Here is a 14,615-nt window from a genome sequence, read left to right as displayed (position 1 = left end):
GCCGTCAGTCCTGCGGAGGGCGAGCGGGGAAGGCGCCGATGTCGGGAACCGGAGCGGTTCCCAGGTGCACCTCCAGGTCATCGGGCGTGGGTGTCTTCGGGCGCCGTGCCGTCGGCCGGTCGAGGTAGAACAGCGCCGTGGAGGCGATGTCGTCCCGCAGCGGCAGATAGCGCCATCCGCTGCGCCACCCGAGCGCCTGGATGTCAACCTTGGGGATGCCGGTGGCGAAGTGGATCGGGTCGAGCAGGTGCCAGCGGTACATGCCGAACCGCTGCTGTGAGACGTAGAGGCCGTCGGGCCTGATCACCTGAGGCATCCCGAGATACGGCGTGGAGAATTCGGTATACCCCTGCCCGGGGATGTCGAAGTTCCAGGCGCCCCCGAAGTAGTCCTCGGTGCCGGTGCCGCAGATGGTCGGGTGATCGGTGTCGTCGTCGAGGTAGAACTTGATCTCGCCCTCGCCCCACCAGCCGTTCGAGTTCACGCCCCACGCGATGTAGGTGCCCACGTACTGCCCCTGCCCCTCGATGCCCTCGAGGATCACGTGCGGCGTGAGGTCTTCGAGCGGGTTCGAGCGGCGCCACTGCGCGTGGAAGTAGGCGTCGTTCGTGTGATCGCCGCCGATCTCGTACGTGACCTGGTAGTACACGCGCACGTCCACGACCGAGGTGTTCTCGAGCGTGAGGCGTGCGCCGTCGCGGAAGGGCATGGGCCAGTACGAGTTGAAGCCGCCGTGCGGGTTCGCGGCGATGGTCTGCGAGTTCACCTGAGCGAAGACGCCCCAGCCGTTGCAGAAGAAGTCGCCGTACGGCACCTCGACCGCCGGCTCCTCTGCGCCGTCCCAGTACGCGCGCAGCAGCAGCGTGCGCCAGTTGTCGGTGTGGGTGGTGATCCAGATGTGCGTGATCTTGCCGGAACCCGAGATGTCGGCGAGCTCGAGCGTCTCGCCGGCCTTGATGTCCATGCTGGGTGAGATCTTCCAGCCGGGGCCGAGGTCGCGGGCGCACGACGCACCGGTACCCTCGGTCGCCCGGCCGCCGCCCCCCGCGGATCCGTCGAAGTTCTCGGGAGAGATCGATCGTGTCTGGACCGGTCGCAACGCTGCGAGGGATGCCAGATCTGAAGGTGCAGAAGTCATGGGCGCCAATGTAATCGATTTCATCGCGGATCGCCAGAGATGTTCGTCGTGCGCGATACTGTTGCTTCACCTCCGGGGCGGCCGGAGAGGCAGCGAGGGTTCATGTCAACGATCTACGACGTCGCGGAGCTGGCGGGCGTCTCTCCCGCCACCGTGTCCCGTGTCTTCAACGGCACGAGCGTCTCGAAGGAGAAGGTCGCGGCCGTCCGCGATGCGGCGGAGAAGCTGAACTTCACGCCCAATCGCACCGCGCGCACGCTGCGACGACAGAGCTCCGAGGTCATCGCGCTCGTCATCCCCGACATCGAGAACCCGTACTTCACCGAGATGGCCCGAGGCGTCGAGGACGTCGCCTCGGAGGCCGGGTACTCCGTGGTGCTGTGCAACTCCGACGCGCAGCTCGAGAAGGAGGCGACCTACCTCCGCATCGCGATCGCCGAGCACATGTCCGGCGTCATCATCGCCACCGCCGAGGAGCAGTCGAACCTCGACAGCATCCTCGCCACCGGGCGGCCGGTGGTCGCCGTCGACCGCGGGACGACCTACGACATCGACGGCGTCGTGATGGCCAACCGTGCCGCGGGGACCTCCGCGACCAAGGATCTGATCGGCGCCGGATACCGTCGTATCGCCTACATCGGAGGACCCGAGCACATCGACACGGCGGCAGAGCGTGCCGCGGGGTGGCGTGCTGCGCTGTCGGCCGCGCAGCCCGACCTCGATCTCGACGAGCTGGAGCGCTTCGCGACCTTCCGTGTCGACGGGGGTCGCGCCGCGATGGAGGAGCTGCTGGCGCTCCCCGAGCCGCCGGATGCCGTGGTCGCCGGCAACAACCTGATCGGCGTCGGGGCGATCCAGGTGCTCACGGAACACGGACTCACTCCTCCCGCGGTCGGTGTCGCCGTCATCGGCTCGTTGCCGTTCACGACGCTCTCCCCGACCGCCGTCACCGTCGTCCGCCTGCCGGCGCGGCACATGGGCGTCACGGCGGCGCGGATGCTCCTCGAGCGCATCGGTGGCGACACCCAGCCCGCGCGCACGGTGGTGCTGCGCAACGAGGTGCAGTCGGCCTCCGTCCTCCGCGCCTGAGAGAGGTCCCGGACGCGGGGCGGAAGGCGATCCGGGCAGACGGTGCGACATCGTCTTGCGCCATGAAATCGATTTCGCGTACAGTGGCGGACAGGTTTCAGATTCCGTCGGCACGGGTTTCAAGGAGGACGCCATGCGCTGCACCCTCGGGGTGGACATCGGCACATCCAGCAGCAAGGGCGTGCTCGTCGATGCGCGCGGCGAGATCCTGCACGCGGCGACCCGAGCGCACGACGTCCGCAGGCCGCGCACCGGCTGGGTCGAGATGGATGCCGCCGTCTGGTGGGACGAGTTCGTCGCGCTCTCCCGCGAGCTCATCGAGGCGGTGCCCGATGCCGAGATCGTCGGTGTGGGCGTGAGCGGCATGGGGCCATGCGTGCTGCTGGTCGACGAACACGATGAGCCGGTGCGGCCGGCCATCCTGTACGGGGTCGACACCCGCTCCACGGCGCAGATCGTCCGGATGACGGACGAGCTCGGCGCCGAGGAGATCACGCGCGTCGGCGGGTCCGCGCTGACCTCGCAGGCCGCGGGGCCGAAGATCGCCTGGGTCGCCGACGAGGAACCCGAGGCGTGGGCACGCGCCCGCCGGCTGTTCATGCCCGCTTCCTGGCTGGCGTACCGGCTCACCGGTGCCTACGTGCTCGATCACCAGTCCGCGAGTCAGGTCACGCCCCTCTACGAGATCGAGGACGCGCGCTGGCACGAGCCGTGGTGGGAGCGGTACGCAGCGGAGCTCGAACAGCCGTCACTCGCGTGGGCCGGAGACATCGCCGGGTACGTCACCGCTGACGCGGCATCCGCCACCGGCATCCCGGTGGGCACGCCCGTGATCACCGGAACGATCGATGCCTGGACCGAGGCGGTGAGCGTCGGCGCCCACGAGGTGGGTGACCTCATGCTGATGTACGGCACCACGATGTTCATGGTGTTCACGAACGGCGATCAGGCCCTGCGCACTCCGTCGATGTGGACCACCGCCGGGGCGTTCGCGGGAACCCGCAACCTCGCGGGCGGGCTCTCCACCTCCGGCGCGCTCACGGCCTGGCTGAGATCGGTGACCGGTGCGGACTACCCGCAGCTGCTCGCGGAGGCCGCCGCGTCGGGCCCCGGCGCGAAGGGCCTGCTGATGCTGCCCTACTTCGCGGGGGAGCGGACGCCGATCCAGGATCCGGATGCGCGGGGCGTCATCGCGGGTCTCACACTCGAGCATTCCCGCGGCGACCTGTACCGTGCGGCGCTCGAGGCCACCGCCCTCGGTGTGCGGCACAACGTCGAGACCATGCGTGCGGCCGGCGCCGACATCCGCCGGATCGTCGCGGTCGGCGGCGGGACCCAGGGGCAGCTCTGGCTGCAGATCGTGTCGGATGTCACCGGACTCGTGCAGGAGGTGCCCGCCACGACCATCGGGGCGAGCTACGGCGCCGCCTTCCTCGCGGCCACCGCGACCACGACCGCGGATGCCGCGCCCCGGATCGCCGACTGGAACCCCGTCGTGCAGCGCATCGAGCCGAACGACGCGCTGCGCCCGCTCTACGACACGCTGTTCGACCGCTACGTGCGCCTGTACGCCGGCACGAAGGACGTCAGCCACGAACTCGCCGCGGAGCAGCGCGAGGTGTCGGCATGAACCGGCGCGCATCCGGCATCCCGCACACCTCGCAGGCGACCGCGTTCCCGCTCGGCGGGATCGGCACCGGCACCGTGTCGATCGGCGCCCGCGGGGAGCTGCGCGACTGGGAGCTGGAGAACCTTCCCGACAAGGGGCGCCGCAACCCGCACTCGTTCTTCGCGATCCATGCCGCGCCCGAGGGCGGCCCCGCGGTGACCCGGGTGCTCGAGGCTCGGCTCACCGGGCGCCACGACGCCGATGCCGGATACGCCTTCGATGCGCTCGCCGGCCTGCCCCGGCTCGACGCCGCCACGCTGCACGGCGAGTACCCCGTGGTCGATGTCGACTTCATGGATGACGTGCTGCCGGTGGAGGTATCGCTGCACGCCTTCACCCCGCTGGTGCCGCTCGACGCCGACGCCTCCGGCATACCCGCCGCCGTGCTCCGCTACCGGGTGTCCAATCCCGGAACGGCGCCGGTCGCGGTCACGGTCGTCGGCAGCGTCTCGCACACCGCCGGTCGTGCGGCGCCGGGGCCGGAGGCGCCGTGGGGCATGCGTGCGACACAGACCGTGCGATGGCGCGACGACGGTGACGTGCGCGGGCTCGACTTCGGGATCGACCTCCCGGCGGACGACCCCGGCTATGGCACGTTGAGCCTGACCACCACGGATGTCGCCACCACGGCGAAGCCGCAGTGGGTCACCAGCTATTGGCCCGACGGGGCACGGCTGTTCTGGAACGACCTCACGGATGACGGACTGCTGGCCGCGGAACCGCGGCTCACGCTCGAGGATCGTCCGCGCGGGCTCTTCGCCGAGCTCGACGCCGAGGGGCGCCCGCGATCATCGGCGGACGCGTCGTCGCTGACGGAGGAGGAGATGCTCGCGAAGCTCCCGCGGCTGCGCACCGGGTCACTCGGCATCGTGCACACGCTCGCACCGGGGGAGAGCCGCGACTTCGAGTTCGTGCTGGCCTGGAGCTTCCCGAACCGTCGGCGAGGCTGGGCCGGGCACATCGTCTTCGCGGACCCGCACATCGACGAGACGGTGCAGAACCACTACGCGACCCTGTGGTCCGATGCCTGGGCCGCGGCACGCCATCTGCACGCACAGCTGCCCGCGCTGGAGGGCGCCACCGATGCCTTCGTGGAGGCGCTCTACGGCAGCTCCCTCGACCCCGTGCTGATCGACGCCATCGGGGCGAACGTCGCCACCGCGCGCTCGACCACCGGCTTCGTACTCTCCTCTCCGCGCGCCGAACTGGGCGAGGGCCCCGTGTTCGCGGCGTGGGAAGGGTCCTTCGACCACGGCGGGTCGTGCGAGGGAACGTGCACGCACGTCTGGTCCTACGCGCAGACCCTCGCGTGGCTGTTCCCCTCGCTCGAGCGCAGCGCCCGGCGGGTGGAGTACCTGCTCGAGACCGACGACGAAGGGGCCCAGAAGTTCCGGGGCAACCGCGTCTTCGGCGGGCCCTCCTGGTTCATGGCCCCGGCTGTCGACGGCCAGCTCGGCACCCTGCTGCGCCTGCATCGCGAGTGGCGGTTCGGCGCGGGCGACGACTTCCTGCGCGAACTCTGGCCGGCCGCCGTCCGCACACTGGACTATGCCGCGCGGGAGTGGGACCGCGACGGCGACGGCCTGCTCGACGGCGAGATGCACAACACCTACGACATCGAGTTCCACGGCGCCGAGCCCCTCGCGAACGGGATCCACCTCGCCGCCCTCCGTGCCGGCGCGCGGATGGCCGCCCACCTGGGCGAGTCGACGCGTGCCGCCGAATGGAGTGCGCGGGCCGACACGGTCGCACAGGCGATGGACGAGATCCTGTGGAACGGCGAGTACTACCGACAGGTGATCGACGACCTCGACGCGCACCGCTACCAGTACGGCGAGGGCGTGCTGTCGGATCAGCTGCTCGGACAGTTCCATGCGTACGTGAACGGGCTCGGCGCGATCCTCCCCGAGGCGCACGTCGAATCGGCGCTCGCCGCGATCGTGACGCACAACCTGCGCGACGATCTCTCGGCACACGAGAGCACGCAGCGCGTGTACGCGCTGAACGACGAGGGCGGTCTGCTGCTCGCCTCCTGGCCGCGCGGAGGACGACCCGCGATCCCCTTCGTCTACTCGGACGAGGTGTGGACGGGCATCGAGCACCAGGTCGCGGCATCCCTGCTGTTCGCCGGCCGTGCCGCCGACGCGCTCCGCATCGAGCGATCGTTGCGCGCCCGCTACGACGGCAGGCACCGCAGCCCCTGGAACGAGATCGAGTGCGGCAACCATTACGCCCGCTCGCTCGCCTCGTGGGCCCTGCTGCTCGGTGCCGGAGGCGCTCAATGGGATGCTCCGACCGGTGCGCTGTCGTTCGCGCCGTCGGCCGGTGTGCTCCGTGACGAGGGCGACGTATTCCGCAGTCTGTTCACGACCGGAACCGGGTGGGGGCGTGTCGAGATCGACGACGACGCCCTCACGCTCCACCTCGACGGCGGCGCCCTCGAGGTCGCCGTCCTCCGCCTGCACGGCCGAACCCTCGGCCGCGATATCCGACTTCGAGCCGGCGAACGCCACGTCGCCCCGCTCACCCCGACCCCAACCCCGGAGGCATCATGACCACCTACACCCTGCCGACCCCGGCATCCCGACCGGCATCCGCACCGAAGACCGCGTACCTGATCGCCTCCGGCGACCTGCGCGAAGCCGCCAACACCGGCGGCTGGCCCGTGCAGGTCGAACTCGAGGCCGGCGTCACCGGTGTCTTCAACGACCTGGGCTGGACGGTCATCCGCGCCAATGACGTGGACCCCGAGACCGGGCACGGCTTCATCTCGAGCCAGCGCATGGGCCTCGAGGTCTTCAGGAACATCCCCACCGATGCGCCGCTCATCGTCGCCGAGGCCGTCTGGCAGTACTCGCACCACGTGCTCGCCGGCCTGCGCTCCCACGAGGGGCCGATCCTCACGGTCGCCAACTTCGCGGGCGACTGGCCGGGACTGGTCGGACTGCTCGGCCTGAACGCGGGGCTGACGAAGATGGACAAGCCGTACGCCACGATCTGGTCGGTCGACTTCACCGACGAGTGGTTCCGCGCCGGCATCCGGGAGTGGACCGAGACGGGCGCCATCACCCACGACGCCTCGCATGTGCGCGCACTGCCCGCGCTTCCGGACAGCCCGGAGAAGGCGCTGGGCGAGGCGCTCGCCGCGGAGCTGCTCGCGGAGAAGGCCATCATCGGCGTCTTCGACGAGGGCTGCATGGGCATGTACAACGCGATCTTCGACGACGAGCTGCTGAACAAGACGGGCATCTACAAGGAGCGCCTGTCGCAGTCGGCGCTGTACGCCGAGATGCTGAACGTCACGGATGCCGAGGCGGACGCCGCCTACGACTGGCTGATCGATGCCGGCATGACCTTCCGGTACGGCGAGGATGCGACGACCGAGCTCACCCGCGACCAGGTGCAGTGGCAGCTGAAGATGTACATCGCCGCGCTCCGCATCGCCGACGACTTCGGGCTCGACGCGGTCGGCATCCAGTACCAGCAGGGTCTGAAGGACCTGGTGCCGGCATCCGACCTGGCCGAGGGCATCCTGAACTCGACCGAGCGCCCGCCGGTGACCTCGCGCGACGGCTCGCGCGTGCTGCACGACGGGCGCGCGTTCCCGCACTTCAACGAGGCCGACGAGGGCGTCGCGGTCGACGCGCTCGTGACCGACCGTGTGTGGCGCGCGATGGGACTCGTGCCCGACAACACCCTGCACGACGTGCGCTGGGGCGAGGACTTCGACGGCCGGTTCGTCTGGGTCTACGAGATCTCGGGCTCGGTGCCCGCCTCGCACCTCGGCGGGTGGCAGAACGCCGAGGGCTGGCGTCAGGGCCACGTGTTCTTCCCCGCGGGCGGCGCCACCATCAACGGCGTCTCGAAGCCGGGCGAGATCGTGCTGTCGCGGGTGTTCATCGCCGACGGCATCCTGCAGGCCGACATCTTCCGCGCCTCGGTCGTGGAGCTGCCGGAGGAGGAGACGCAGCGTCGCAAGGACGCCACGAACCCGGAGTGGCCGATCGCCCACGTGGTCCTGCACGGCATCTCCCGCGACCAGTTCATGGCCCGGCACAAGGCGAACCACGCACAGCTCGTCTACGCGCCCGACGCCGAGACGGCCGACAAGGCGCTGATCGCCAAGGCCGCGATGTTCGCGGGCATGGGCATCCGGGTCAACGTCGTCGGAGACGTGACGATCTGATCCGCTGACAGCCGGAGGGGGCCGGGGGAGGGGACGGATGCCACGGCATCCGTCCCCTTTCCCGTGCCCCTCCGCGACGCCTGGGTGCTCCCCGGGAGTTCTTCCGGGCCGTGGACTTAAGCGCTATAGTCGGCGGCAGGTCGCGAGGGCGCGGCCGATTCGACAACGACGCCGAAGGAGACGATCCGTCATGAGCCGGAAGAACGTCACGAACAATCGACTGCGCAGGAGCATCGCCGGGCTGGGGGTGACGGCCACGGCTGCGGCGGCGGTCCTGGTCGGCGCCTCCGGGGCGACCGCGGACACACCGGAACCCGTGGACCCGAAGCTCGCCGTGTACGTCGAGGTCAACTCGAACGATTTAGCGAACGTGGCGGACTACACGCTCGCCGACTCCGGCGACGCGGCCATCGACATGGCGATGATCTTCGCCGCCAACATCAACTACGACGGCGAGCAGGCCTACCTGCACTTCAACGAGCGCGTCACCGAGACGCTGGAGGATGCCGAGACGCAGATCCGCCCCGTCCAGGAGCGCGGCACGAAGGTGCTGCTCTCGGTGCTCGGCAACCATCAGGGCGCGGGCTTCGCGAACTTCACCTCGTATGCCGCGGCCGACGCGTTCGCGGCCCAGCTCGCCGACGCCGTGACGACCTACGGGCTCGACGGCATCGACTTCGATGACGAGTGGACCGAGTACGGCGCGAACGGGACGCCGCAGCCCAACGCCGAGTCGTTCGGCTGGCTGGCATCGGCGCTGCGCGACCGCCTCGGCCCGGACAAGATCATCAGCCTGTACGCGATCGGACCGTCGTACACGACGACCGACTTCACGCTGTTCGACGCCGCCGACGTGATCGACTACGCCTGGAACCCCTACTACCCGACGTACGACGCGCCCACTGTCGCCGGACTCGAGGACCGGACCCGGCTCGGGGCCGCGGCCATCGACCTCGCGAACACCGGCGCGGCGACGGCGGCCGACTTCGCGCGACGCACCGTCTCCGACGGCTACGGCGTGTACGTGGCGTACAACCTGACCGCGACCGACCAGTCGGCCTATCTTTCGGGGATCACGCAGGCCCTGAAGGGCGAGGCGACCGAGTACCGGGCGGCACCGAAGGACCGCACGGCTCCGACCGTCACGGTGAAGCAGGGAGAGGGATTCACGACCGGCTCCGCGGACGCGTACTCGATGGTCAGCTTCAAGCTCCACGACGCGGGCAAGATCGATCGGCTCTTCGTCAACGGCGTCCTCAAGGACCTCACCGACGACGCGTGGAGCGATCTCAACTTCGTGAAGCCGGGTGCGTTCGGCGCGGTCGCCGGAGAGAACACGCTCGAAGTGCTCGATGTCGCCGGGAACCGCACGGAGATGACGTTCGTCCTGGCCGGCTGATACAGCCGTCGGGCTGATCAGTCCAGGTCGAAGACCTCGATCTGACGGATCGTGACCTCGGCCTCCGCCCGCACGCGGAGCGCCGAGGTCACGATCCGCGTCGTCAGGGTGAACGGGGTCGTGCGGTCGGGCAGCAGATCGGCGTCATGCGTCGTGGTCGCAGGCGCCCAGGCTCCGTCGGCATCGAGGATTTCCCAGCGCAGAGCGGATGCGGATGCCGCGTGCACCGTCGTCACGGTGAGGTCGCTGATGGCGCGCGGCTCGGGGAAACGCCAGCCCACCCACTCGCCGGAATGCAGCCGAGTGCCGGCGCTGCCCGCAGGGTCGCCGTCATCGAACACCCGCTCGGGGTTCCGGACAGCCGGGGAGGACAGGGTGACGCCGCTCGCCGTCAGGTCTGTGCGCCAGGCAGCGACATCATCCGTGGACCCGGAGGTGCCGGACTCGAGCGCCGCCACCGGATCGACACCGAACACGAGCTCGAGCACCGCCTCGCCGACGAGCGCGTCGATCGACAGCTCGGCGGTCGGCAGGGCGACGCCGTCGAGCCGCGCCTCCTGCAGCACGTGCGCCGAGGGCACGCTGCGACGGGACACGACCCGCAGAGAGGAGCCGTCGCCCCGCTCCACGCGGATGTCGTCGACGAGAGGGGAGCCGATCCGCAGCACGCCCGAGGCGAGCTCCAGCGGATAGAGCCCGAGCGCGGCCCACAGCCACCAGGCACTCATCTCGCCGTTGTCCTCGTCGCCGGGGAAGCCCTGCCCGATGTGCGCGCCCGCGAACAGGCGGCCGGCGAGGTCGTGCACGATCGCACCGGCACGCCAGGGCCGATCACTGAACGCGTACATGAAGGGGATGTGATGCGCGGGCTGGTTCGAGATCGCGCACATGCCCGCGCGCAGCGCCGCCGCCTCGCGCTGCTCGTGGATCACCGTGCCGTATGCCCCGCCGAACCGCTCGTCGGCCGTCTCGGGCTCCGCGAAGAGCGCGTCGAGATGGCGGCCGAGCTCCGCCGGTCCACCGTGCAGCGCGGCGAGGCCCGCCCCGTCGTGCACGGCGCCGACCGACATCCCCCAGGCGTTCGTCTCGACGTTGTCCCCGCCCCACACACGCGGATCGAACCCGGGGGTGAAGGCGCCGGCGCTGTCCCTGCCGCGGAAGAAGCCGGTGTCGGGATCGAACAGTGTGCGGTACGACCGCGCGCGATTGGCGAAGTACCGGGCGAAGGCCCGGTAGCGCGCGGCATCCGCGCTCGTCCGATCCGCACCCCCCGAAACCGGGGCGTCCGCAGCGAGCTGAGCCGCGAACCGGCCGAGCGCGGCGTCGCTCACCGCGTTCTCGATGCTCCAGCTCATCCCCTCCGGCACATCCGAGGAGATGTACCCGGTGAAGCGGCCCCGGTCGATGCCCTTGCGCCCGCGTCGGGCATCCGGCCCCGGTTCGCACGCGTTACGCCAGCCGCTCTCGAAGGCCTCCGCGCGGTCGAAATCGACGCCCCAGCGCGCGGCATCCGCGAAGATCTGATCGCTCGACGTGCCCACCATGCTGTCGACGTACCCGGGGGCGCTCCACCGGGCCATCCAGCCGCCCCGGCGATACTGCGCGAGTTGACCGTCGAGGAGCCTGCCCGTCAGCGCCGGGTCGAGCAGGGCCAGCGCCGGCCACTCGGTGCGGTACGTGTCCCAATACCCGTTGTTCACGATGAGCTCGCCGCCTGCGATCGGAGCGCTCGTGCGATCGTCGCCGTACGGCGTTCGGGGGGCGAAGACGTCGGCGAAGCGCCAGGCGGGCGCCGCCGCCGTGCCGGTGTTCTCAGCGGCCCGGTTCGGGTACAGGTGCATCCGGTGCAGCGCTGCGGCGATGCGGGCGCGGTTCTCCTCGTCGGCGAGCCGACGGGTCGGGGCCTCCGCGGCAGGGAGGGGCGGGATCGTGACCCGTCCCAGCAGCCGGTTCCAGGATGCCGCGGCCGCCTCCCGCAGCTCCTCATAAGGGACTGCCGCGGGCGCCTCGATCGCCAGGCTCCGCCGAGCCTGCGCGATCGACAGGTACGACACGGCGACCCGCACCTCGAGCGCTCCGCGTCCGCTCGCATATCCCGCCACGGACGGGCGTCCGTCGTCGTCGAGCATGCCCTGCACACCCGCGTCCCCGGGGTCCGCCGGATGCAGGACCTCGCCGGCGACGTAGCAGCGCGGCGCGTTGCCCCAGTCCTCCGGCCCCTCCGGCGTCCATCCCTCGAAGTGCCCGTCATCCGTCCACGCGAGCTGTCCCTCGCCGGTGAGCTGGTCGATCACGAACCCCACGGTCGCGCCGGGGTCGTCGGCGTGCACGCGGAAGGCCGCGGTGTGCGACGTCGCGGTCATCTCGGCGCGCAAGCCGCCGTTGAGCTCCACGGCGTACTCGTGCGGGCGCGCGCGCTCCGACCCGGGGACGATCCACCGCCGGCGCCCGGCGCGCTGCGACGTCGGGTGTCCCGCGAACGGCATCAGCTGCAGCACCGAGCGGTCGCCGATCCACGGACTCGGCTGATGCGAGAACTGCAGCGCCTCGAGGCATCGTCCCGCGGGGTCGTCGTGCACGAAGGAGCGGTACGGCCAGCGGGCGTCGGCGGCGTCGGTCGCCGGCGTGACGAACGTGAAGCCGTGCGGCACGGCGACCGCGGGGATCGTGTTCCCGCGCGAGAAACGCGGGCCGGAGTGGGTGCCGCGTCGGGTGTCGACGCGTTCCACCGGAGGGATGTCTCCCACCGGGGCCTGCTCGGCGATGATGCACTGCACGAAGCCGGTGACCCGCGCGGGGAGGTCCGCTGCGGGGGCGAGGGTTCTGGCACCGAGCACGAGCTCGACGGTGGCGGTGGCGGCGCCGATGGCATCGCGGGTGCCGTCGTCGTGCAGCAGCGGGGCCAACGCCACCGTGTCCGCGTTCCATTGCTCCGGCAGACTCCAGCGCGCGGCGAACTGCGCATCGGCGCCGAGCGCGACGTCGTACCGATCCCGCACGGCGAGGTCGTCGCTGAGGCGGATGCCGTCGGCACCCCGCGCATCGACCGTCACCGCGAGCGCCGCATGCGGGGCCCGTGTGGCGGCGGGACCGTCGGCGTAGAACGCCCAGTGCAGCACGGTCGTCGGGGTCAGGGCGATGTCGGCGAGGCCCGGAACCTCGATCCGCTGCTCGCCCGCGGAGGGATCGAACGCGAAGGCGAAGACCGGCCCGCGCAGCACTCCCGTGTGCGGGCGCGACGAGGGGGGATCGGCCGGGCCGTCGGCCGGGGTGAGCGAGATCTCGCTCACCCCTTGATCGCCCCCTCCTGCACGCCCTTGAAGAAGAAGCGCTGCGTGAAGGAGAACATGATGACGATGGGCACGAGAGCGATCATGGTGCCCGCGGCGATCAGGCGCGGATCGACCGAGAAGCTGCTGTTCAGATACGCCATCCCGACCGTCAGGGTGTACTTCGACGGATCCGAGAGCACGATCAGCGGCCAGAGGTAGTCGTCCCAGGCGCCGATGAAGGCGAAGATCGCGACGACCGAGACCATGCCGCGGATGTTGGGCCACACGATGTGGCGGATGCGCTGCCAGGTCGTCGCGCCGTCGACGGTCGCGGCATCCAGCACGTCCTTCGGGATCATGCGGCAGGCGGTGGCGACGAGCAGGACGTTCATGGCGCTGATGGCGCCGGGGAGGAAGACCCCCCACAGGGTGTCGGCCAGCCCGAGCGCGCGGATCGTGAGGAAGTTGCTCGTGACGGTGACCTCACCCGGGAAGAGCAGGGTGGAGAGCAGGATGCCCATCACGATCCACTTGCCGCGGAACCGCATGCATCCCAGCGCGTAGCCGGCGAACGTGGCCAGGATCACGTTGCTGAGGACCGTGCCGACGGAGACCAGCAGCGAATGCCAGGCGTAGAGGTAGACCGGAACCACGTCGGCCACGGTGGCGTAGTTCTGCAGCGTCGGGTCGGTCGGGATCAGGTTCGGCGGGAAGGAGTAGATGTTCTCCTGAGGGCCCTTGAACGAGGTCGAGAGCTGCCAGATGAACGGACCGATCACGAGGACCAGCACGAACAGCAGCAGGGCGTACCGGCCGATCAGTCCGCCGAGGGTGGGCTTGCTGAAGTCGCCCGAGCCGCGGCGGCGGAAGATGCGCTCCCGCGCGGGCGCCGGGGGCGGGGTCTCCGCGCGGCGGTCGTCGTCGGTGCGGGGCGGGCTGAGGGTGCTCATGCGGGGACCTTCGCCTTCTTCTCGCGATTCATGAGGGCGATCGCGGCCAGCGGGATGAGAGTGAGGAGGAACAGCGCCACACTGATCGCCGAGGCGTATCCGATGTTCCCGTTCAGGCCGGAGCCGACCTGGCGGATCAGCATCACGAGCGAGATGTCGTAGCCGCCGGGTCCGCCCGTGCTCTTGGACAGCACGTCGAGTTCGGCGAACACCCTCATCGCCGAGACGGCGATGAGCACCGAGATCAGCAGCATCGCGCCGCGCAGCGACGGGACCGTGACTGAGAGGAAGCGGCGGAAGGAGCCGGCGCCGTCGAGCATGGCCGCCTCGTGCAGCTCCTTGCCGACGTTGGCGAGTGCGGCGAGGTACACGACCATGTAGTAGCCGAGCCCCTTCCACACCGTGAGGAGGATGGCGCAGCCGAGCAGCAGCCACCTGTCCACGAGGAAGGCCATCGGCCGGTCGACGACCCCGAGGAACTCGAGCGTCTGGTTGATGATGCCGCGGCTGTCGAACAGCCAGGTCCAGATGAGCGCGACCACGACCACCGAGGCGATCACCGGGAAGTAGAAGGTGGTGCGGAAGAACGCGATGCCGGGGAGCTTCTTCTGCACGAGCATCGCGAGCAGCAGCGGCAGGATCGTCAGCAGCGGCACGCACACGACCACGTAGATGAGGCACGTGGTGAGCGCGTTCCAGAACATCTCGTCGCCGAACATCCGCTCGTAGTTCGCGCCTCCCACGAACTCGGGGGTGCGCAGCGGGCGGGCGTCGGTGAAGCTCAGGAAGACGGTGTTCAGGAAGGGCCAGAGCGCGAACACCAGCACCCAGATGACGGCGGGACCGAGGAGGAGCCACGGGGTGAACCACTTGTGCGATCTCATCGTCCTCATCCGGGTCCGGATGCCGGTG

General features: G+C 70.1%; 9 protein-coding genes. 5 read left to right on the top strand and 4 right to left on the bottom strand.

Annotated elements, in window-relative coordinates; all coding sequences use genetic code 11:
• Positions 1–4: 4 nt before the first annotated feature.
• Positions 5–1,138, bottom strand: a complete 1,134-nt coding sequence (locus tag ACWA14_RS14810; RefSeq protein WP_463795021.1) for a glycoside hydrolase family 172 protein — start codon at positions 1,136–1,138, stop codon at positions 5–7.
• A gap of 102 nt (positions 1,139–1,240) precedes the next feature.
• On the opposite strand from ACWA14_RS14810, the gene ACWA14_RS14805 reads away from it, so the two are divergent.
• The 5 genes from ACWA14_RS14805 (at position 1,241) to ACWA14_RS14785 (ending at position 9,481) form a co-directional block, all read left to right on the top strand.
• Positions 1,241–2,227: a LacI family DNA-binding transcriptional regulator gene (locus ACWA14_RS14805; RefSeq protein ID WP_463795019.1), complete on the top strand. Its 987-nt coding sequence runs from the start codon at positions 1,241–1,243 to the stop codon at positions 2,225–2,227.
• A 133-nt stretch (positions 2,228–2,360) separates the two neighbouring features.
• A complete protein-coding gene (locus tag ACWA14_RS14800; protein ID WP_463795017.1) occupies positions 2,361–3,857 on the top strand; it encodes an FGGY-family carbohydrate kinase in 1,497 nt (498 codons plus the stop codon).
• On the top strand, positions 3,854–6,451 hold the full coding sequence (locus ACWA14_RS14795) for a GH116 family glycosyl-hydrolase (protein ID WP_463795015.1): 2,598 nt from the start codon (positions 3,854–3,856) through the stop codon (positions 6,449–6,451). Before ACWA14_RS14800 ends, ACWA14_RS14795 begins: the two co-directional genes overlap by 4 nt.
• Complete coding sequence (locus ACWA14_RS14790; protein WP_463795013.1) at positions 6,448–8,082, top strand: fucose isomerase; 1,635 nt, start codon at positions 6,448–6,450, stop codon at positions 8,080–8,082. Before ACWA14_RS14795 ends, ACWA14_RS14790 begins: the two co-directional genes overlap by 4 nt.
• A gap of 190 nt (positions 8,083–8,272) precedes the next feature.
• Positions 8,273–9,481: an endo-beta-N-acetylglucosaminidase H gene (locus ACWA14_RS14785; RefSeq protein ID WP_463795011.1), complete on the top strand. Its 1,209-nt coding sequence runs from the start codon at positions 8,273–8,275 to the stop codon at positions 9,479–9,481.
• Positions 9,482–9,498: 17 nt separating this feature from the next.
• On the opposite strand, the gene ACWA14_RS14780 is transcribed toward ACWA14_RS14785, so the two are convergent.
• From ACWA14_RS14780 to ACWA14_RS14770, 3 genes are read right to left on the bottom strand one after another with little or no spacing between them, the layout of a single operon-like run.
• Entirely contained in the window at positions 9,499–12,771 is a 3,273-nt protein-coding gene (locus tag ACWA14_RS14780; protein ID WP_463795009.1) for a GH92 family glycosyl hydrolase, read from the bottom strand.
• Entirely contained in the window at positions 12,768–13,703 is a 936-nt protein-coding gene (locus tag ACWA14_RS14775) for a carbohydrate ABC transporter permease (RefSeq protein WP_463795007.1), read from the bottom strand. The genes ACWA14_RS14780 and ACWA14_RS14775 overlap by 4 nt, the downstream gene beginning before the upstream one ends.
• The gene (locus ACWA14_RS14770) at positions 13,700–14,587 is read right to left on the bottom strand and encodes a carbohydrate ABC transporter permease (protein ID WP_463795005.1); all 888 of its coding nucleotides are present in this window, start codon (positions 14,585–14,587) and stop codon (positions 13,700–13,702) included. The genes ACWA14_RS14775 and ACWA14_RS14770 overlap by 4 nt, the downstream gene beginning before the upstream one ends.
• Between the last annotated feature and the right edge of the window lie 28 nt (positions 14,588–14,615).

The organism is Microbacterium sp. TW_SC_2 (genome assembly GCF_055361165.1).
The sequence above is the reverse complement of the archived record's forward strand: the minus strand, read 5'-3'. Positions and strand labels throughout refer to the sequence as shown.